Origin of the sequence: Pseudomonas sp. 8O (assembly GCF_902506495.1) — a bacterium.
GTDB classification, from domain to species: Bacteria; Pseudomonadota; Gammaproteobacteria; order Pseudomonadales; family Pseudomonadaceae; genus Aquipseudomonas; species Aquipseudomonas chaetocerotis.
Window position 1 is genome coordinate 712891 of record NZ_LR733265.1, and the last position, 19656, is coordinate 732546.

The following is a 19656-nucleotide window of genomic DNA, read 5'->3' on the forward strand; positions in this document are numbered from 1 at the left end:
ATGAACACGATGTTGCAATCCGTCAGCGAGCATCTGCTTGCCCCCGGTAACCTGACGCTCGATAGCCTCGGCAGCGTGCTGGGCGAAGTCGCTGGGCCGGGAATCGATGCCGCCGATCTGTACTTTCAAAGCCAGGTTTCGGAAACCTGGGTACTGGAGGACGGCATCGTCAAGGAGGGCAGCTTCAATCTCGATCAGGGCGTTGGTGTGCGCGCCCAGTCGGGCGAGAAGACCGGTTTTGCCTACAGCAACGCGATCAGCCTCGATGCGCTTACGCAGGCCGCACAGGCCGCGCGTTCGATCTCGCGTGCTGGCCAGCAGGGCCGTGTGCAGGCTTTCGTCAGCCCGCAGGTGACCCAGCTGTATGCCGAGGGCAACCCGCTGGATGTCATGAGCCGTGCGGAGAAGGTCGAGCTACTGCAGCGCATCGACCGCGCCACGCGCGCGCTCGATCCACGTATCAAACAGGTCACCGTGAGCCTGGCCGGCGTCTGGGATCGTATCCTGGTCGCCGCCCATGACGGCAGCCTCAGCGCCGATATCCGCCCGCTGGTGCGCTTCAACGTCAGCGTCATCGTCGAGCAGAACGGCCGCCGCGAGCGCGGTGGCCATGGCGGCGGCGGGCGTACCGATTACCGCTACTTTCTCGATGAAGACCGCGCCATGGGCTACGCCCGTGAGGCACTGCGCCAGGCGCTGGTCAATCTGGAGGCCATCGCTGCCCCCGCTGGCAGCATGCCGGTGGTGATGGGCGCCGGCTGGTCTGGCGTGCTGCTGCACGAAGCGGTCGGCCACGGCCTGGAGGGTGACTTCAACCGCAAGGGCAGTTCGGCCTACAGCGGCCAGGTCGGCCAGAAGGTCGCTTCCAGCCTCTGCACCATCGTCGACGACGGCACCCTGGCCGGACGACGCGGTTCGCTGAGTGTCGACGACGAAGGCACGCCGACCCAGTGCACCACGTTGATCGAGAACGGCGTGCTCAAGGGTTACATGCAGGACAAACTCAATGCCCGCCTGATGGGCGTGGCCGCCACCGGCAACGGGCGTCGCGAGTCCTACGCGCACCTGCCGATGCCGCGCATGACCAACACCTACATGCTGGCTGGCGAGAGTGATCCTGAGGAAATCATCCGTTCGGTAAAGAAGGGCATCTACTGCGCCAACCTTGGCGGCGGCCAGGTGGACATCACCAGTGGCAAGTTCGTGTTCTCCACCAGTGAGGCCTACCTGATCGAGGACGGCAAGATCACGGCGCCGGTCAAAGGCGCCACCTTGATTGGCAATGGCCCGGAGGCCATGAGTCGCGTGTCCATGGTCGGCAATGATCTGGCGCTGGACAGTGGCGTCGGTACGTGCGGCAAGGATGGTCAGTCGGTGCCGGTCGGTGTCGGTCAGCCGACGCTGAAGATCGACGCGATCACCGTCGGCGGCACTGGTGCGTAGAGCCGACAGTAGTAGGGTGCGCCGTGCTCACCAGCGGCTGGCGAAGAGTCGGTGCGCATGGCGCACCCTACGGTCAGCGCAATCCGCGGTGGATTTCGTCGAGCTCGCGGATGTACTTGAACACCTTGCGCGCCGCAGCCGGCGGCTTGTTGCGCGCGGCTTCGTGCTGAGCATGACGAACCAGGCCGCGCAGGTGCTGGACGTCAGCGTCGGGGTAGAGCTCGACGAAGCTCTCCAGCGCACTGTCGCCTTCGGCGACCAGACGGTCGCGCCAGCGTTCGAGAGCGTGGAAGCGTTCGTTGTACTCGCGGGTAGAGCTGTCCACCTGGTCGAGCATGGCGACGATCGCATCGACATCCTGTTCGCGCATCAGCTTGCCGATGAACTGGATGTGGCGTTTACGCGCGGCATTGGCGGTATGTTTCGGCGCTTCGGCGAGCGCGCGGCGTAAGGCATCGGTCAGCGGCATCTTGGCCAGCAGATCCGCCTTGAGCGTGGTCAGTCGCTCGCCAAGCTCCTGCAGAGCATGTAGTTCGCGTTTGACCTGGGATTTACTCTTCTCCAGGGAGAAGTCGTCGTAGGAATCAGACATGGGGTGGGTCCAGAGGGAAACGCCGCCATGATAGCAGTAACCGTGACTGCCGGCCCGCAGCGGGCAGTCGAGAGCAGGCCTTGGATTTCGTACAGAAAGTGCCTGCGCCAAGAGAATCGGGAGTGGTTATGAGTGAAGTAGAACGCATCGGGCCGCAGGCCTTGCCAGCACTGCAAGAGCAGGTGGAGGCAATTCTCGCCGAGGCCAGGCGCCAGGGCGCCAGTGCCTGCGAGGTCGCGGTCTCGGCTGGTCAGGGGCTCTCCACCACGGTGCGCCAGGGCGAAGTGGAGACCGTCGAATTCAATCGCGACCAGGGTTTCGGTATCACCCTGTACGTTGGCCAACGCAAGGGCTCGGCCAGCACCTCGGCCACCGGTAGCGAGGCCATTCGCGAGACCGTGGCGGCAGCCCTGGCGATTGCCAAACATACCAGCGAGGACGAATGCGCCGGCCTGGCCGATGCTGCGCTGATGGCCCGTGAGCTGCCTGAGCTGGATCTCTACCACCCCTGGTCGATCACCCCGGAGCAGGCGGTGGAGCAGGCGCTGCTCTGTGAGGCTGCGGCTTTCGCGGCTGACGCGCGGATCAAGAACGCCGATGGCACCAGCCTCAATACCCATCAGGGTTGCCGTGTGTATGGCAACAGTCACGGGTTCGTCGGCGGTTACGCCAGCACCCGCCACAGCCTGAGCTGCGTGATGATCGCCGAGGGTGAAGGGCAGATGCAGCGCGACTACTGGTACGACGTCAATCGCCAGGGTGAACTGCTGGCCGATGCCAAGGGTATCGGCCAGCGCGCCGCCGAGCGTGCGGTCAGCCGTCTTGGTGCGCGCCCGGTGCCGACCTGCGAAGTGCCGGTGCTGTTCGCCGCCGAGCTGGCCGGTGGGTTGTTCAGCCATTTGCTGGCGGCGATTTCGGGTGGCAACCTGTATCGCCAGTCCTCCTTTCTCGAAGGCGCCCTTGGTCAGCGGCTGTTCCCCGAATGGCTGAGCCTCGACGAGCGTCCGCACCTGCCGCGCGCACTCGGCAGTGCCACCTTCGACGGTGATGGCCTGGCCACCTACGCCAAGCCGTTCGTGGAGAAGGGCGAACTGGTGTCCTATGTGCTCGGCACCTATTCCGGGCGCAAGCTGGGTTTGCCGAGCACCGCCAACTCCGGTGGTGTGCACAACCTGTTCGTCACCCATGGCGATGAGGATCAGCAGGCGCTGATTCGCCGCATGGGCCGTGGCCTGCTGGTCACCGAATTGATGGGGCAGGGCTTGAACCTGGTTACCGGCGACTATTCCCGTGGCGCGGCGGGCTTCTGGGTGGAGAACGGTGAAATCCAGTTCTCTGTGCAGGAGGTGACCATTGCCGGCAACCTGCGCGACATGTTCCGCCAGATCGTCGCGGTCGGGCGTGATCTGGAACGGCGCGGCAATATCTGCACCGGCTCGGTGCTGATCGAGAAGATGACGGTCGCTGGTAGCTGAGGCTGCTAGAAACGAAAAGGCCACCCGCGGGTGGCCTTTTCGTTCGTGGGGTGATGCTACTCGCCTTCGTCAAAGTAGTTCTCGATCAACGCAACCAGTGCATCGAGAGCTTCGTGATCCTGTTCGCCTTCGGTAAGCAGGTGCACGTTGGTGCCCTTGCCGGCGGCCAGCATCATCACCGCCATGATGCTCTTGCCGTCTACCAGGCTTTCGGCGCTGCGGCCGATGCGCACCAGGCAGGGGTAGGTGCTCGCTACGCCGACGAACTTCGCTGCAGCACGGGCATGCAGGCCAAGTTTGTTGATGATGGTGATTTCACGTGCTGGCATCGCGGCAGGATTCCTTAGCTGAGGTCGCGGTGACGCACCTGGACGTTCTTCAGCGAGTCTTTGAGTGCCTGGCTCAGGCGGTTGGCCAGGTACACCGAGCGGTGGTGGCCACCCGTGCAGCCAATGGCGATGGTGACATAGGCGCGGTTGCTGGCGGCGAAGCGTGGCAGCCATTTTTCCAGGTAGACGAGGATGTCCTGATACATCTCTTCGACCTCCGGTTGCGCGGCCAGATAGTCGATCACCGGTTGATCCAGCCCGGAATGATCGCGCAGTTCCGGTTTCCAGTACGGATTGGGCAAGCAGCGCGCATCGAACACCAGGTCAGCATCCACTGGCATGCCACGTTTGAAACCGAAGGACTCGACCAGAAAGGCGGTGCCAGTCTGCGTCTGGCCCAGCAGACGTAGCTTGAGCGTATCGCGCAGCTGGTAGAGATTCAGTCGGGTGGTATCGATCTTCAGATCGGCACGATCGGTGATCGGTGCCAGCAGCTGGCTTTCGTAGGCAATGGCCTCGGCCAGCGAACGATTGTCGTTGGTCAGCGGGTGTCGTCTGCGCGTTTCGGAAAAACGCTTGAGCAGCGTTTCGTCTTCGGCATCGAGATACAGCACGTCGCAATGGATACTGCGCTTGCGCACTTCATCGAGCAGTTCCGGGAAGCGCTTGAGCTGGCTCAGCAGGTTGCGCGCATCGATGGATACGGCCACCTGCGGCAGCAGCATGTCGCTATGCGGCAGGAAGCGCTCGGCAAGATCCGGCAGAAGGCCGGCCGGCAGGTTGTCGATGCAGTAGAAACCGTTGTCCTCAAGTACATCGAGGGCGGTGCTCTTGCCCGAGCCCGAGCGACCGCTGACGATGATCAGGCGCATGTTTATTGACCGTTCTGAATGTCCACGACGACCTGGTAGAGATCTTCGCCGCTGTTGGCCTGGCGCAGACGTTCACGTACATCCTGGCGATCGAGCATGCTGGCTATCTGGCGCAGCAGTTCGAGATGCGCATCGGTTGCCGCCTCCGGCACCAGAAGCACGAACAGCAGATCGACTGGCACGCCGTCGATGGCGTCGAAGTCGACTGCCGTCTCCAGGTGCAGGACAGCACTGATCGGGGCACTGCAGCCGGCCAGGCGGCAGTGGGGAATGGCAATGCCGTTGCCGAAGCCGGTAGAGCCGAGCTTCTCGCGGGCGATGAGGCTTTCGAAGATGTCCTGGGCATCCAGGTCGGGCAGATCGCGTGCAACCACATTGGCGATCTGTTCGAGCACGCGTTTCTTGCTGCCGCCCGGCACGTTCACTAGGGAACGGCCGGGGGTCAGGATATTTTCAAGTCGGATCATGGATAGGGAATGTCAGCGGGCCGTGGCGCCTTGCAGGCGTTCTAGCTGCTTTTCCTTGTGCTTGATGAGTTGACGGTCGAGTTTATCGGCCAACAGGTCGATGGCAGCGTACATGTCCTGGTGCTCGGCGTTGGCGACGACTTCGCCGCCAGCGATGTGCAGGGTGGCTTCGATCTTCTGCTTGAGTTTTTCGACCTCCATGGTCACCTGTACGTTGGTGATCTTGTCGAAGTGGCGTTCCAGTCGGCCCAGTTTCTCGCCGATATAGTCACGCAGGGCGTCGGTCACATCCAGCTGATGTCCACTGATGTTGACTTGCATACCGCTTTCTCCTTGTTGCCTTGTGTAAGAGACGGGTCTGGTTCGACCCGCCGCCGGAACACTTTGGCCTGAAGGCCTGAGGCCTTCAGTCGATCTGGCCTACATCAGTCGCTTGCGCTCACTGGAGGGCGCTATACCGAGGGACTCGCGATACTTGGCGACCGTCCGACGGGCGACTTGGATGCCTTGTGCCTCCAGTAAACCAGCGATCTTGCTGTCGCTCAACGGCTTTTTCGCGTTTTCTGCTGCAACCAGTTTTTTGATGATCGCGCGGATCGCGGTGGACGAGCATTCGCCGCCTTCAGAGGTGCTGACGTGGCTGGAGAAGAAATATTTCAGCTCGTAAATACCGCGCGGTGTGTGCATGAATTTCTGCGTGGTGACGCGTGAAATCGTCGACTCATGCATGCCCACCGCTTCGGCGATGTCGTGCAGCACTAAGGGTTTCATCGCCTCGTCGCCGTAGTCGAGGAAACCGCGCTGGTGCTCGACGATCTGCGTGGCCACCTTCATCAGCGTCTCGTTACGGCTCTGTAGGCTCTTGATGAACCAGCGTGCTTCCTGCAGCTGGTTGCGCATGAAGGTGTTGTCGGCACTGGAGTCGGCGCGTTTGACGAAGCCGGCATACTGCGGGTTGACCCGCAGGCGCGGCATGGCCTCCTGGTTCAGCTCCACCAGCCAGCGTTCGTTGTGCTTGCGCACGATGACGTCGGGCACGACGTATTCCGGTTCGCTGGATTCGATTTGCGAACCCGGACGCGGATTCAGGCGCTGGATCAGGTCGATGACCTGGCGCAGTTCGTCTTCCTTGAGCTTGGTGCGGCGCATCAGTTGGGCGTAATCGCGGCTGCCGAGCAGTTCCAGGTAGTCGCCGACCACGCGTTGGGTCTCGCTCAGCCAAGGCGTGCCGGCAGGCAGCTGGCGTAGTTGCAGCAGCAGGCATTCGCGCAGGTCGCGGGCGCCGATACCTGCCGGTTCGAACTGCTGGATGCGGTGCAGCACCACTTCCACTTCGTCCAGTTCGACATCCAGCTCGGGGTCGAAGGATTCGGTGACTTCCTCGAGCGTTTCTTCGAGGTAACCGTCGTTGTTGATGCAGTCGATCAGGGTGGCCGCAATCAGGCGATCCTTGTCCGACATGGGCGCCAGGTTCAGTTGCCAGAGCAGGTGGCTGTGCAGGCTCTCGCCGCTGGAAGTGCGGGTGGTGAAGTCCCACTCGTCATCATCGTTGCTGGGCAGACTGCTGGCGCTGGTCTGGTAGATGTCTTCCCAGGCCGTGTCGACTGGCAACTCGTTGGGAATGCGCTCGCCCCATTCGCCTTCTTCCAGGTTATCCACCGTGGGGGTGGTTTCCTGATAGCTCTCTTCCTTGCTCGGGGTCGGGGTGGCGCTTTCGGCGCCATCAGCCATTGGATCGCTGTTGTCGAAGTCGTCGCCGTCTTCCTGGCGCTCGAGCATGGGATTGGATTCCAGCGCCTCCTGGATTTCCTGTTGCAGGTCCAGGGTAGACAGTTGGAGGAGGCGGATAGCCTGTTGCAGCTGCGGGGTCATCGTCAGCTGCTGGCCCATCTTGAGGACTAGCGATGGTTTCATTGCAGACCTTAATTTACTGGCGAGTTACGCCTTCCACATCAGGGCGCCGAAGCGCCGCCAGGAAGCAAATTATATGCCTGAATTTCTCGTTTTTGCCTAGGGGTTGCAATATTTATGTAGCGAAATAGTGGGCAACCTACAGGCTGTGTGAAAGCGTATCGAGGTTGTTTTTAACGCAGCAGCACCGAGCGCAGTAGCTTTAACACAGCCTGTTACAGGCGGAATTCGTGGCCCAGATATACCTCTTTCACCGTCTGGTTGGCGAGGATGGTCTCGGCGTCGCCCTCGGCGATCAGTTGTCCATCATTGACGATGTAGGCGGTCTCGCAGATGTCCAGGGTTTCACGCACATTGTGATCGGTGATCAGGATGCCGATGCCCTTGGTCTTGAGGTGATGGATGATCTGTTTGATGTCGCCCACCGAGATCGGATCTACCCCGGCAAAGGGTTCGTCGAGCAGGATGAACTTGGGGTTGGTCGCCAGGGCCCGGGCAATCTCCACGCGGCGTCGTTCACCGCCGGACAGGCTCATGCCGAGGCTGTCGGCGATATGGTGGATATGGAATTCCTGCAGCAGGCTTTCCAATTCCGCCTGACGTCCGGCGCGGTCCAGGTCCTTTCGCGTTTCGAGAATGGCCATGATGTTGTCGGTTACCGACAGTTTGCGGAAGATCGAGGCTTCCTGCGGCAGGTAGCCGATGCCAGCGCGCGCGCGGCCGTGCATGGGCTGATGACTGACGTCGAGGTCATCGATCAGCACGCGGCCCTGGTCGGCGCGTACCAGGCCGACGATCATGTAGAAACAGGTGGTCTTGCCTGCGCCGTTGGGGCCCAGCAGGCCAACGATCTGACCGCTTTCGATGCTCAGGCTGACGTCACGCACGACCTGGCGGCTCTTGTAGCTTTTCGCCAGGTGTTGGGCTTTGAGAATGGCCATTACTGCTGCTGATCCGCGGGTTTGTTCTTCGGTTGGATGACCATATCGATACGCGGGCGCGGCGTGCTGACGTTGCCGCCTGTGGCGCGGCCGGCGTTGACGATCTGGCGGCGGGTATCGTAGACGATTTTCTCGCCTTCGAAGGTATTGCCTTCCTGAATCACCTTGGCCTGGTCGATCAGTACGATGCGCTCATTGCTGGCAAAGTACTGGATGGTCTTGCCGTAGGCCTTGACGATATCCTTGTCCACGGCCGGCTTCTGCTCGTAGTAGGCCAGGTTGCCGACCGAGGTGAATACATCGATATCGCCACTGGCGGTTTGGGTGATGGTTACGGTGTCACCCGTGATCTTCAGGGTGCCCTGAGTGATGATCACGTCGCCGCGATAAACGGCTACACCTTGCTTGTCATCCAGTTCGGCGCTGTCGGCCTGGATGCGGATCGGTTGATCGCGATCCGATGGCAGTGCCCAGGCAGCCGCGCTTCCCAATGCGGCGCCGAGGCTGAGAATCAGGGGGAGGGTGTTAACGAACCTCATGCTGGCCTCTTACGTTGGACTGCAGGATCATCCTGCCGTCATTCAAGTACGCTTTCATTCCTTGTGCCGTGGTCACCCCGTTGGCCGCAACGATTCTAACGGCTTGCTCGGTCTGCGCATATTCCTTGTCAGGAATAACGGTCATGCGGCTGCTGGTGATCACGGTGGGGCGGTTCTTGGCGTCGGTGCGAGCGATGCGCACGTCGTCGATCAGTTCTACCTCGACGCCGCCAGGCGAGACTTCGGCACGCTGACTGGTGACTTCCCAGGGGAGCTCGGTACCGCGATAGAGCTTCAGCTTGGGGGTGTCGATCAGGGTGATGTCAGTGCTTTTGATGTGCTCGAGTTTGTCCGCAGTCATGCGGTAGTGCAGTTTGCCGTCATCCTGGAACTGCACGGTGCGCGCGCCCATTGCATAGAAGTCAACGACGTTGTCGTCGCTGGCCCGCTCGGCTTGGCGTGCGCTGTCCGGGGCAAGGTTCCAGTAACCAAGTGCGGCCACGACGACTGCAATCAGAGCAAAGATCAGGGTGTTGAGGATTTTACGTGGCATGCTGTTCTCTACAGGTAAGCGGCCTGGGCCGCATCCAGTGTGCCCTGGGCACGCATGATCAGTTCGCAGAATTCCCGTGCCGCACCGTCGCCGCCGCGTGCCTGGGTTACGCCATGGGCGTGCTGGCGGACGAAGCTGTCGGCGCTGGCCACGGCCATGCCCAATCCGACACGGCGAATGACTGGAAGGTCCGGCAGGTCGTCGCCAAGATAAGCGACCTGTTCATAGCTTAGGCCGAGTTCGGCGAGCAGGCCGTCGAGTACCACGAGTTTGTCCTCGCGCCCCTGGAACAGGTGCTGGATGCCCAGGTTGTTGGCGCGGCGCTCGACCACCGGGGTCTTGCGCCCGCTGATGATGGCGGTGCGCACGCCCGAGTTGATCAGCATCTTGATGCCGTGGCCGTCGAGTGTGTTGAAGGTCTTGAACTCGCTGCCGTCTTCGAGGAAGTACAGGCGGCCGTCGGTAAGCACGCCGTCGACGTCGAAGATCGCCAGTTTGATGGCGCGGGCGCGTTCCTGCAGGTCGTTCATCACATTACTCCCGCGCGCAGCAGGTCATGCATGTTGAGGGCGCCGACCGGGTTGTCCAGGTCGTCGACCACTACCAGTGCGTTGATCTTGTGATCTTCCATGATCTTCAGGGCTTCGGCCGCGAGCATCTCGGCGCGAGCGGTCTTGCCGTGCGGCGTCATGACCTCGTCGATCAATGCCTGGCGCACGTCGATGCCCTTGTCCAGGGCGCGGCGCAGATCGCCGTCGGTGAAGATGCCGGCGAGGCGGCCGTCTTCCTCCAGAACCACGGTCATGCCCAGGCCTTTCTGGGTCATTTCCAGCAGGGCATCGCGCAGGCTGGTACCGCGGCGTACGCGTGGCAGGGCATCGCCTGCGTGCATGACGTTCTCTACCTTGAGCAGCAGGCGCCGGCCAAGGGCGCCACCCGGATGGGAGAAGGCGAAGTCTTCGGCGGTGAAGCCGCGCGCTTCGAGCAGGGCGATAGCCAGTGCGTCACCCAGTACCAGGCTGGCGGTGGTCGAGGAGGTCGGCGCCAGGTTCAGCGGGCAGGCTTCCTGCGAGACGCGGGCATCCAGGTTGACTTCGGCGGCCTTGGCCAATGGAGAGTCCGGGTTGCCGGTCATGCTGATCAGGCGGATACCGAGACGTTTGATCAGCGGCAGCAGGGTGACGATCTCGGCGGTCGAGCCCGAGTTGGAGAGCGCCAGGACGATGTCGTCCCTGGTGATCATGCCCATGTCGCCATGGCTGGCTTCTGCCGGGTGAACGAAGAAAGACGTGGTGCCGGTGCTGGCCAGGGTTGCAGCGATCTTGTTGCCGATATGCCCGGATTTGCCCATGCCAACCACTACCACGCGGCCCTTGCAGCTGAGAATCAGCTCGCAGGCCTTGATGAAATCGGCATCGATGCGGGGCAATAGCTCCTGCACCGCTTCAAGCTCGAGGCGGATGGTGCGCTGCGCGGAGTCAATCAGGTCGCGGGTCTGGTTCATGCTGGGCAAGGCTGTCGGGCGAAAAAAGACGAGGATTATAGCGGGAAAAGCTTTCCGCGCTCACCCTTGCTGCAATGAGGCAGTGTCGAAGCTGTCGCAAGTCTGAACGCTGCTTTGGGGGGCTATTGGGCGGCCTGTTCGGCAAATGCTATAGTTCGCGGCCATTTTGGCCCCCTCTGGCTGGCGCGTGTCCTTGCTTCTGGAGGTGGCGTCTGCCAGGAAGGCCTGATTTTCAAGGAGTTCAGATGAGCGCCGAGCACGAGTACGCGATCGAGTTGCAGGGCGTCAGTTTTCAGCGTGGCGCGCGGTCGATTTTCGACAAGGTCGATATTCGCATACCGCGTGGCAAGGTGACCGGCATCATGGGGCCATCCGGCTGCGGCAAGACCACGCTGCTGCGCCTGATCGCCGCTGAGCTGCGTCCTTCGGCCGGTGATGTTCGTGTAGCAGGCGTCAGCCTGCCGAAGCTGTCGCGCGACGAGTTGTTCGACATGCGCAAGCAGATGGGCGTGCTGTTTCAGAGCGGTGCGCTATTCACCGACCTCGATGTGTTCGAGAACGTGGCCTTTCCATTGCGCGTGCATACCCAGTTGCCGGAAGAAATGATCCGCGACATCGTCCTGATGAAGTTGCAGGCCGTTGGCCTGCGCGGAGCGCTGGAGCTGATGCCGGACGAGTTGTCTGGAGGCATGAAGCGCCGTGTCGCGCTGGCTCGTGCCATTGCGCTCGATCCGCAGATTCTGCTGTATGACGAGCCGTTCGTCGGTCAGGACCCCATTGCCATGGGGGTCCTGGTGCGCCTGATTCGCCTGCTCAACGACGCGTTGGGGATCACCAGTGTGGTGGTCTCTCATGATCTTGCAGAAACCGCCAGTATCGCCGACTACCTCTATGTCGTCGGTGATGCACAGGTCTTGGGGCAGGGCACTCCAGCCGAGCTGATGGAGTCGGATAATCCACGTATTCGTCAGTTCATGAAGGGCATTCCGGATGGTCCGGTGCCGTTTCATTTTCCAGCGCCTGACTACCGCGAAGATCTGTTGGGGAGAGGTTGATGCGCAGAATTTCACCGCTCGAACGCCTGCGGCTGTTCGGTCGTGCGGGTATCGATGTGGTCGCGACGCTGGGGCGTTCGGTGCTGTTTCTGGTCAGCGCGCTGTGCGGCCGCAGCCGTGCCGGCAAGCCGTTGCAACTGTTGATCAAGCAGCTGTTCGCAGTTGGCGTGATGTCGCTGGCGATCATCGTCGTCTCCGGCATTTTCATCGGCATGGTACTGGCCCTGCAGGGTTACAACATCCTGGTCAGCTATGGCTCCGAGCAGGCCGTGGGGCAGATGGTCGCCCTGACCCTGCTGCGTGAATTGGGCCCGGTGGTCACCGCGCTCCTGTTCGCCGGTCGCGCCGGTTCCGCGTTGACCGCCGAAATCGGCAACATGAAGTCCACCGAGCAGCTCTCCAGTCTGGAGATGATTGGCGTCGACCCGCTCAAATACATCGTCGCGCCGCGGCTGTGGGCCGGTTTCATTTCCATGCCGCTGCTGGCGATGATCTTCTGCGTGGTCGGCATCTGGGGGGCGGCGATGGTCGCCGTTGATTGGCTGGGCGTTTACGAGGGCTCGTTCTGGGCCAACATGCAGAACAGTGTTTCTTTTTATGACGACGTGCTCAATGGCGTGATCAAAAGCATCGTCTTTGCCTTTGTGGTGACCTGGATCGCCGTGTTCCAGGGTTACGACTGCGAGCCCACTTCCGAAGGCATCAGCCGCGCGACTACGCGCACCGTGGTGTATGCCTCGCTGGCCGTACTTGGCCTGGATTTCATTCTGACCGCTTTGATGTTTGGAGATTTCTGATGCAAAACCGCACGCTGGAGATTGGTGTCGGCCTGTTCCTCATGGCCGGTGTGCTGGCGCTGCTGCTGCTGGCCCTGCGCGTCAGCGGCCTGAGCGTCGGTAGCGCTGGCGATACCTACAAGGTCTACGCCTACTTCGACAACATCGCCGGGCTGACCGTGCGCGCCAAGGTCACCATGGCTGGCGTGAGCATCGGCAAGGTCACTGCCATCGATCTAGATCGTGACAGTTACATGGGCCGGGTGACCCTGGAACTCGATGGCGGCGTCAATAACCTGCCTGAGGATTCCACGGCGTCGATCCTGACCGCTGGGCTGCTCGGCGAGAAATACATCGGCATCAGCGTTGGTGGTGACGAGGAGGTGCTCAAGGACGGCAGCACCATCCACGACACGCAGTCCTCGCTCGTGCTGGAGGACCTGATTGGCAAATTCCTGCTCAATTCGGTCAATAAAGATGAAGCCAATTGATGAGGGCTCCTGACATGCTAAAGACCATGCGTAATTCCCTGCTGGCGTTGCTGGCTACCATGCCGTTGCTGGCCATCGCTGCGCCAAGCGCCCATGAGGTGGTGCAGCAGACCACCGAAACCCTGCTGGCAGACCTGAAAGCCAACAAGGAACAGTACCGCAGCAATCCCAATGCCTTCTACGACTCGCTCAACGAGATTCTCGGCCCGGTGGTGGATGTCGAGGGTATCGCCCGTGGCGTGATGACCGTGCGCTATTCGCGCCAGGCTTCGCCTGAGCAGATGAGACGCTTTGAGGAGAACTTCAAGCGCAGCCTGATGCAGTTCTATGGCAATGCCCTGCTCGAGTACAACAATCAGGATATTCGCGTGCTGCCAGCCAGCGGCAGGGCCGAGGGCGAGCGCACGTCGGTCGGCATGGAAATTCGCGATGGCAAGGGCGTGGTCTATCCGCTGTCCTACACCATGGTGTCGATGGACGGCGGCTGGAAGTTGCGTAACGTGGTGATCAACGGCATCAACGTCGGCAAACTGTTCCGCGATCAGTTCGCCCAGTCCATGCAGAACAACCGTAACGATCTCGACAAGGTCATCGATACCTGGGCCGAGACCGTGGCCAGGGCGCGTCAGGCTCGAGGCGAATCGTGAGTCAGGCGAGCATCGGCGAGCGCGCTGCTGGGCAATTGCAGCTTACTGGTGTGCTCGATTACAGCACCGGACCGCTGCTGCGTGAGCAGGGCGCGCGGCTGATTGCCGCCAGCAGCGCCACGCGTCTGGCGCTCGACTGCAGCATGGTGGAAAAGTCCAGCAGCGTCGGTCTGGCGCTGCTGCTGGCGTTCATGCGTGATGCACGCAAGGCCGGGCGTGAGCTGACGATCAGTGCGCTGCCCGACGACATGCGCGAGATCGCTAAGGTCAGCGGCTTGCTGGAGTTGCTGCCGCTGCAATCGTGAAGCGCTTCCCGTCGTTCCGTCAGCGCCGTTGCTGGCGGGGTTCGCAGGCGGGAGGCTTTTTTGTATGATGGCCGACCCGCGGGCTCAGGTGCCCGAATGCGTCAGTCGAGGTCGAGCATGCAGGCTGCAGAAGTAAAAAGCCTCCTAGAGGAAAAACTCCCGAACACCCAGGTGGAAGTCGAAGGCGAAGGCTGCAACTTCCAACTCAACCTGATCAGCGACGAACTGGCCGCCCTCAGCCCGGTCAAACGTCAGCAGCAGATCTATGCCCACCTCAATGCCTGGATCGCTGATGGCAGCATCCACGCCGTGACCATGAAATTCTTCAGCCAGGCCGATTGGGCCGCGCGTTCCTGAGCCTGCGGGCGACGAGATTCCTAATGGATAAACTGATCATTACCGGCGGCGCTCGCCTCGATGGCGAAATCCGCATTTCCGGTGCGAAGAACTCTGCTCTGCCGATTCTAGCAGCGACCCTGTTGGGCGATGAGCCTGTCACCATCTGCAACCTGCCGCACCTGCACGACATCACTACCATGATCGAGCTGTTCGGTCGCATGGGCATCGAACCTGTGATCGACGAGAAGCTGTCGGTGGAAGTCGACGCGCGGGCGATCAAGACCCTGATCGCGCCTTACGAGCTGGTAAAAACCATGCGCGCTTCGATCCTGGTGCTCGGGCCCATGGTCGCTCGCTTCGGTGAGGCCGAAGTGGCGCTGCCGGGCGGTTGCGCCATCGGTTCGCGTCCGGTCGACCTGCATATCCGTGGCCTCGAGGCCATGGGCGCGATCATCGACGTCGAAGGCGGCTACATCAAGGCCAAGGCGCCGGATGGCGGCCTGCGTGGTGCCCACTTCTTCTTCGATGTGGTCAGCGTGACCGGTACCGAGAACATCATGATGGCTGCGACTCTGGCCAAGGGCCGCAGCGTGCTGGAAAACGCCGCGCGCGAGCCTGAGGTGGTCGACCTGGCCAACTGCCTGATCGCCATGGGCGCGAAGATCCAGGGTGCCGGTACCGACACCATCATCATCGACGGCGTCGAGCGCCTGCATGGTGCGCGCTTCAACGTGATGCCCGACCGTATCGAAACCGGCACCTACCTGGTCGCTGCCGCCGTTACCGGTGGTCGGGTCAAGGTCAAGGACGCCGATCCTTCGACCCTGGAGGCCGTGCTGGCCAAGCTGCAGGAAGCGGGTGCCGAAATCACCACCGGTCCGGACTGGATCGAGCTGGACATGAAGGGCAAGCGTCCGAAGGCCGTCAATCTGCGTACCGCTCCGTACCCGGCGTTCCCCACCGACATGCAGGCGCAGTTCATTGCCCTGAATGCCGTGGCTGAGGGCACCGGCACCATCATCGAGACCGTGTTCGAAAACCGTTTCATGCACGTCTACGAGATGCTGCGCATGGGCGCCAACATCCTGGTCGAAGGCAACACTGCCGTGGTTACGGGTGTCGACAGGCTCAAGGGCGCGCCGGTGATGGCGACCGACCTGCGTGCTTCGGCGAGCCTGGTGTTGGCCGCGCTGGTGGCCGACGGTGACACGCTGATCGACCGCATCTACCACATCGACCGTGGTTACGAGTGCATCGAGGAAAAACTGCAGCTGCTGGGCGCGAAAATCCGTCGCGTACCGGGCTGATCGCCTGTCTCCGTTGTCGTAGGGTCGCTCCCTGTCGGAGCGGCCGCTTCCGTTCAAGGAAACCGTTTCATGCTGACCATCGCCCTGTCCAAAGGCCGCATTCTCGATGACACCCTGCCGTTACTGGCCGCAGCGGGCATCGAACCGACCGAGAACCCGGACAAGAGCCGCAAGCTGATCATCCCGACCACTCAGGATGACGTGCGCCTGCTGATCGTGCGGGCCACCGACGTGCCGACCTACGTCGAGCATGGCGCGGCCGACCTCGGCGTGGCGGGCAAGGACGTGCTGATGGAATACGGCGGCCAGGGTATCTACGAGCCGCTGGACCTGCAGATCGCCAAGTGCAAGCTGATGACGGCCGGCAAGGTCGGTGCGCCGGAGCCGAAAGGGCGCCTGCGCGTGGCCACCAAGTTCGTCAACGTTGCCAAGCGTTACTACGCCGAGCAGGGCCGTCAGGTCGACATCATCAAGCTGTACGGCTCGATGGAGTTGGCCCCACTGGTAGGTCTGGCTGACAAGATCATCGACGTGGTCGACACCGGCAACACCCTGCGTGCCAATGGCCTGGAGCCGCAGGAAATGATCGCCACCATCAGCTCGCGGCTGATCGTCAACAAGGCTTCGATGAAGATGCAGCACGCGCGTATCCAGGCGCTGATCGAAACCCTGCGCAGCGCCGTCGAGGCGCGACACCAGGGCTGATGCCTTCCCGCGGCGTCTGGTCGCGGTAGCCTATCCGTGTCATAGCCATTTTTCTTGGGTGCCCGCACGGTGGGCTTGCTACATTACGGGCGCCCGAGAAAACGCCATTTAATGAGGCTTTTGCTATGACCGCACCCGTTGCCATCCGCCGACTCAACGCCGCCGACACGGACTTCGCGCGTCATCTGGATCATCTGCTGTCCTGGGAAAGCGTCTCCGACGATGGCGTCAACCAGCGCGTGCTGGAAATCATCCAGGCCGTGCGTGAGCGTGGTGATGCCGCCCTGGTCGAATACACCCAGCGTTTCGACGGCCTGGAGGTTGCCTCCATGGCTGACCTGATCCTGCCGCGTGAGCGTCTGGAACTGGCCCTGACCCGCATCAGCCCGGCTCAGCGCGAGGCGCTGGAAGTTGCCGCTGAGCGCGTGCGCAGCTACCACGAAAAACAGAAGCAGGATTCCTGGCGCTACAGCGAGGCCGATGGCACTGTGCTGGGGCAGAAGGTCACCCCGCTGGATCGCGCTGGCCTTTACGTGCCTGGCGGCAAGGCGTCCTATCCCTCTTCGGTGCTGATGAACGCTATTCCGGCCAAGGTCGCCGGCGTGCCCGAGGTGGTGATGGTGGTGCCGACCCCGCGCGGCGAGATCAACGAACTCGTGCTGGCTGCTGCCGCCATCGCCGGTGTCGACCGCGTGTTCACCATCGGTGGTGCCCAGGCTGTCGCCGCGCTGGCCTATGGCACCGAGAGCGTGCCGCCGGTGGACAAGATCGTCGGCCCCGGCAACATCTATGTGGCCACCGCCAAACGCCACGTGTTCGGCAAGGTTGGCATCGACATGATCGCAGGCCCGTCGGAGATCCTCGTGGTCTGCGACGGCCAGACCGATCCGGACTGGATCGCCATGGACCTGTTCTCCCAGGCCGAGCACGACGAGGACGCACAGTCGATTCTGGTCAGCCCGGATGCTGCCTTCCTCGACCGCGTCGCCGAGAGCATCGCCAAGCTGCTGCCGACCATGGAGCGTGCCGAGATCATTCGTACTTCGCTGGAAGGCCGTGGCGCGCTGGTCCAGGTGGCGGACATGGCGCAGGCCATCACCGTTGCCAACCACATCGCGCCGGAGCACCTGGAGCTGTCGGTGGCCGACCCGGAAGCCTGGTTGCCGCAGATCCGCCATGCCGGTGCGATCTTCATGGGCCGCTACACCGCAGAAGCCTTGGGCGATTACGTCGCTGGCCCCAACCACGTGCTGCCGACGTCCGGTACCGCGCGTTTTTCTTCGCCGCTGGGGGTGTACGACTTCCAGAAGCGCTCGTCGATCATCTTCTGCTCGCCGGATGGCGCGTCGGAGCTGGGCAAGAGCGCCTCGGTGCTGGCCCGTGGCGAGTCGCTGACCGCGCATGCGCGTAGCGCCGAGTACCGCATCAAATGAAGTAGGGTGCGCCATGCGCACCTTGTGAATGTTTTGGTGCGCACGGCGCACCCTGCGGGATCGCGCTTCGCCGGTTGATCGAAGCGATATCCATCGTCCATGCAACGCATTCGAGGAGAGAAGGGCAGATGAGCAAATTCTGGAGCCCCTTCGTCAAGGACCTGGTGCCCTATGTACCTGGTGAGCAGCCCAAACTGAGCAAGCTGGTCAAGCTCAACACCAACGAGAACCCTTACGGCCCGTCGCCCAAGGCCATTGCGGCTATGCAGGTTGAGCTGAACGATGACCTGCGCCTGTACCCTGATCCCAATGGGGATCGCCTGAAGCAGGCGGTAGCCGACTATTACGGCGTACAGACCAGCCAGGTGTTCGTCGGCAACGGTTCCGACGAGGTGCTGGCGCACGCCTTCCATGGTCTGTTCCAGCACGAGGCGCCGCTGCTGTTCCCGGATATCAGCTACAGCTTCTATCCGGTGTACTGCGGTTTGTACGGTATCGATTACCAGCAGGTGGCACTGGACGAGCAGTTCCAGATCCGTGTCGAAGACTATGCCCGGACCAATGGCGGCATCATCTTCCCCAATCCCAATGCGCCGACGGGCTGCCTGCTGCCGCTCGAGGCCATCGAGCGCATGCTGCAGAACAGCCCGGACAGCGTGGTGCTGGTAGACGAGGCGTATATCGACTTCGGTGGTCAGACGGCCATCGCCCTGGTCGACAAGTACCCGAACCTGCTGGTCACTCAGACGCTGTCCAAGTCGCGTTCGCTGGCCGGGCTGCGCGTCGGCATCGCGGTCGGCCACCCGGATCTGATCGAGGCGCTGGAGCGGATCAAGAACAGCTTCAACTCCTATCCGCTCGATCGCATGGCCATCGCTGGTGCTGCGGCGGCGTTCGAGGACCGCGCTTATTTCGAGAGAACCTGCCAACAGGTGATCGAGAGCCGGGAGGCGGTGGTCGCCGGTCTACAGGGACTGGGTTTCCAGGTGCTGCCTTCGGCGGCGAACTTCGTCTTCGCCCGTCATCCGGGCAAGGATGCCGCCACGCTGGCGGCCGGGCTGCGAGAGCAGGGGGTGATCGTGCGCCATTTCAAGCAACAGCGCATCGCCCAGTTCCTGCGCATTACCATCGGTACGCCGGAGCAGAACCAGGCACTGCTGGACGCCCTGCAAGGCCTTTGATCCAGGCGAGTCTGAAGAGAGCCGGTGGCGCGTAAGCGTCACCGTTTTTTTTCATGGCACAGAGGGGGCTTACTCGTGATGCGGCTCGCCGAGGAAGGTCAGCGAGGTGAACAGACCGCGGCTTTCGATGTTGGGGTCGTTCTCTACCGGCAGGTAGACCGCAGCGCTGATGATGTTCAGCCCTTCGTTGCGCACCATCACCTGAGCGCGGCCTTCGGCATCGGTCTTGGCGCTGACCTGATGCGGCGCGCCACGGTAATCGCCGACCAGCTCGACGCCAGCGAGCGGCTTGCCGTCAGCCAGCACGCGCACGGGCAGTGGCTTGCCGGGGCCGACCTTGAGCGGGTCGGTTTCTGGAACGATGACCAGTTTCAACTGCTCGAGGTCGGGAAGCTTGGCGCCTTCGCTGTAGATCGCCAGGCTGTACTTGAAGGTGCGCAGCGACTGGGTCGAGTTCGCCACCTGGCTGCGGCCCTGGTTGATCCATTGGCCTTCCGGGGTCTTTGACCAGGCACCATTGTCCAGGGCCACGCCGAGCACGGCGGGTTTCTTCAAGGGTTGCAGGCGGGCGTGATCGGCCAGGCGCTCGACGGTCACCGGAATCATTCGGCCTGCTGCGTCATAGGCCCAGGCGCCGCTGATCTTTTGTGCCTTGAAGGCATTGTCCTCGGCGCCATGGCCATAGACGACTTCGATATTGCCACGGCGCTCTTCGGTCCAGAGGCCGTGGGCCAGTGCACTGTTGCTGGCGAACAGGCCGGCGAGCAGCAGGTAGGCAGGAATACGCATGT

24 protein-coding genes are annotated in these 19656 nt (G+C 62.1%); 12 read left to right on the plus strand and 12 right to left on the minus strand.

Features of this window, described 5'->3' with window-relative positions:
- Positions 1 to 1443: a metalloprotease TldD gene (gene tldD, locus GV002_RS16735; protein WP_160019462.1), complete on the plus strand. Its 1443-nt coding sequence runs from the start codon at positions 1 to 3 to the stop codon at positions 1441 to 1443.
- 73 nt (positions 1444 to 1516) lie between these two features.
- Here the strand turns inward: tldD and yjgA are convergent, their stop codons facing one another.
- Positions 1517 to 2035, minus strand: a complete 519-nt coding sequence (yjgA, locus tag GV002_RS16740) for a ribosome biogenesis factor YjgA (protein WP_256667118.1) — start codon at positions 2033 to 2035, stop codon at positions 1517 to 1519.
- Between the two features lie 128 nt (positions 2036 to 2163).
- Between yjgA and pmbA the strand changes: the two genes are divergently transcribed.
- Positions 2164 to 3510 (plus strand): metalloprotease PmbA, encoded by a 1347-nt coding sequence (gene pmbA / locus GV002_RS16745; protein ID WP_160019463.1) that lies wholly within the window; start codon positions 2164 to 2166, stop codon positions 3508 to 3510.
- 56 nt (positions 3511 to 3566) lie between these two features.
- On the opposite strand, the gene GV002_RS16750 is transcribed toward pmbA, so the two are convergent.
- From GV002_RS16750 to GV002_RS16795, 10 genes are all read right to left on the minus strand, one after another.
- Entirely contained in the window at positions 3567 to 3839 is a 273-nt protein-coding gene (locus tag GV002_RS16750; protein WP_160019464.1) for an HPr family phosphocarrier protein, read from the minus strand.
- Positions 3840 to 3853: 14 nt separating this feature from the next.
- On the minus strand, positions 3854 to 4711 hold the full coding sequence (gene rapZ, locus GV002_RS16755; protein WP_160019465.1) for an RNase adapter RapZ: 858 nt from the start codon (positions 4709 to 4711) through the stop codon (positions 3854 to 3856).
- Between the two features lie 2 nt (positions 4712 to 4713).
- On the minus strand, positions 4714 to 5178 hold the full coding sequence (gene ptsN / locus GV002_RS16760; RefSeq protein WP_160019466.1) for a PTS IIA-like nitrogen regulatory protein PtsN: 465 nt from the start codon (positions 5176 to 5178) through the stop codon (positions 4714 to 4716).
- A gap of 12 nt (positions 5179 to 5190) precedes the next feature.
- On the minus strand, positions 5191 to 5499 hold the full coding sequence (hpf, locus tag GV002_RS16765) for a ribosome hibernation-promoting factor, HPF/YfiA family (protein WP_003459233.1): 309 nt from the start codon (positions 5497 to 5499) through the stop codon (positions 5191 to 5193).
- 99 nt (positions 5500 to 5598) lie between these two features.
- Positions 5599 to 7092, minus strand: coding sequence for an RNA polymerase factor sigma-54 (locus GV002_RS16770; RefSeq protein WP_160019467.1), 1494 nt, complete (start codon positions 7090 to 7092; stop codon positions 5599 to 5601).
- 212 nt (positions 7093 to 7304) lie between these two features.
- Positions 7305 to 8030 carry an LPS export ABC transporter ATP-binding protein gene (gene lptB, locus GV002_RS16775; RefSeq protein WP_003459236.1) on the minus strand — a complete coding sequence of 242 codons (726 nt, stop codon included), beginning with the start codon at positions 8028 to 8030 and terminating at the stop codon, positions 7305 to 7307.
- Positions 8030 to 8569 carry a lipopolysaccharide transport periplasmic protein LptA gene (lptA, locus tag GV002_RS16780; protein ID WP_013714101.1) on the minus strand — a complete coding sequence of 180 codons (540 nt, stop codon included), beginning with the start codon at positions 8567 to 8569 and terminating at the stop codon, positions 8030 to 8032. Before lptA ends, lptB begins: the two co-directional genes overlap by 1 nt.
- Positions 8556 to 9122: an LPS export ABC transporter periplasmic protein LptC gene (gene lptC, locus GV002_RS16785; protein ID WP_160019468.1), complete on the minus strand. Its 567-nt coding sequence runs from the start codon at positions 9120 to 9122 to the stop codon at positions 8556 to 8558. Before lptC ends, lptA begins: the two co-directional genes overlap by 14 nt.
- Positions 9123 to 9130: 8 nt before the next feature.
- The gene (locus GV002_RS16790; protein WP_160019469.1) at positions 9131 to 9652 is read right to left on the minus strand and encodes a KdsC family phosphatase; all 522 of its coding nucleotides are present in this window, start codon (positions 9650 to 9652) and stop codon (positions 9131 to 9133) included.
- Positions 9652 to 10626 (minus strand): KpsF/GutQ family sugar-phosphate isomerase, encoded by a 975-nt coding sequence (locus GV002_RS16795; protein ID WP_160019470.1) that lies wholly within the window; start codon positions 10624 to 10626, stop codon positions 9652 to 9654. Before GV002_RS16795 ends, GV002_RS16790 begins: the two co-directional genes overlap by 1 nt.
- Positions 10627 to 10871: 245 nt before the next feature.
- On the opposite strand from GV002_RS16795, the gene GV002_RS16800 reads away from it, so the two are divergent.
- The 10 genes from GV002_RS16800 (at position 10872) to hisC (ending at position 18865) form a co-directional block, all read left to right on the plus strand.
- Positions 10872 to 11681, plus strand: coding sequence for an ABC transporter ATP-binding protein (locus tag GV002_RS16800; RefSeq protein WP_160019471.1), 810 nt, complete (start codon positions 10872 to 10874; stop codon positions 11679 to 11681).
- Positions 11681 to 12478 carry a lipid asymmetry maintenance ABC transporter permease subunit MlaE gene (mlaE, locus tag GV002_RS16805; RefSeq protein WP_160019472.1) on the plus strand — a complete coding sequence of 266 codons (798 nt, stop codon included), beginning with the start codon at positions 11681 to 11683 and terminating at the stop codon, positions 12476 to 12478. Before GV002_RS16800 ends, mlaE begins: the two co-directional genes overlap by 1 nt.
- On the plus strand, positions 12478 to 12948 hold the full coding sequence (gene mlaD, locus GV002_RS16810; protein WP_017678927.1) for an outer membrane lipid asymmetry maintenance protein MlaD: 471 nt from the start codon (positions 12478 to 12480) through the stop codon (positions 12946 to 12948). Before mlaE ends, mlaD begins: the two co-directional genes overlap by 1 nt.
- A 14-nt stretch (positions 12949 to 12962) precedes the next feature.
- Positions 12963 to 13595 carry an MlaC/ttg2D family ABC transporter substrate-binding protein gene (locus GV002_RS16815; RefSeq protein WP_160019473.1) on the plus strand — a complete coding sequence of 211 codons (633 nt, stop codon included), beginning with the start codon at positions 12963 to 12965 and terminating at the stop codon, positions 13593 to 13595.
- Positions 13592 to 13900 (plus strand): STAS domain-containing protein, encoded by a 309-nt coding sequence (locus tag GV002_RS16820; protein WP_160019474.1) that lies wholly within the window; start codon positions 13592 to 13594, stop codon positions 13898 to 13900. The genes GV002_RS16815 and GV002_RS16820 overlap by 4 nt, the downstream gene beginning before the upstream one ends.
- A gap of 117 nt (positions 13901 to 14017) precedes the next feature.
- The gene (locus GV002_RS16825) at positions 14018 to 14257 is read left to right on the plus strand and encodes a BolA family protein (RefSeq protein ID WP_003459267.1); all 240 of its coding nucleotides are present in this window, start codon (positions 14018 to 14020) and stop codon (positions 14255 to 14257) included.
- A gap of 23 nt (positions 14258 to 14280) precedes the next feature.
- The gene (gene murA, locus GV002_RS16830; protein ID WP_160019475.1) at positions 14281 to 15546 is read left to right on the plus strand and encodes a UDP-N-acetylglucosamine 1-carboxyvinyltransferase; all 1266 of its coding nucleotides are present in this window, start codon (positions 14281 to 14283) and stop codon (positions 15544 to 15546) included.
- A 69-nt stretch (positions 15547 to 15615) separates the two neighbouring features.
- The gene (gene hisG / locus GV002_RS16835; protein ID WP_160019476.1) at positions 15616 to 16251 is read left to right on the plus strand and encodes an ATP phosphoribosyltransferase; all 636 of its coding nucleotides are present in this window, start codon (positions 15616 to 15618) and stop codon (positions 16249 to 16251) included.
- Between the two features lie 125 nt (positions 16252 to 16376).
- Complete coding sequence (gene hisD, locus GV002_RS16840) at positions 16377 to 17684, plus strand: histidinol dehydrogenase (RefSeq protein ID WP_160019477.1); 1308 nt, start codon at positions 16377 to 16379, stop codon at positions 17682 to 17684.
- A gap of 128 nt (positions 17685 to 17812) precedes the next feature.
- Entirely contained in the window at positions 17813 to 18865 is a 1053-nt protein-coding gene (gene hisC, locus GV002_RS16845; RefSeq protein ID WP_160019478.1) for a histidinol-phosphate transaminase, read from the plus strand.
- A gap of 69 nt (positions 18866 to 18934) precedes the next feature.
- Here the strand turns inward: hisC and GV002_RS16850 are convergent, their stop codons facing one another.
- A complete protein-coding gene (locus GV002_RS16850) occupies positions 18935 to 19654 on the minus strand; it encodes a DUF4198 domain-containing protein (RefSeq protein WP_160019479.1) in 720 nt (239 codons plus the stop codon).
- Between the last annotated feature and the right edge of the window lie 2 nt (positions 19655 to 19656).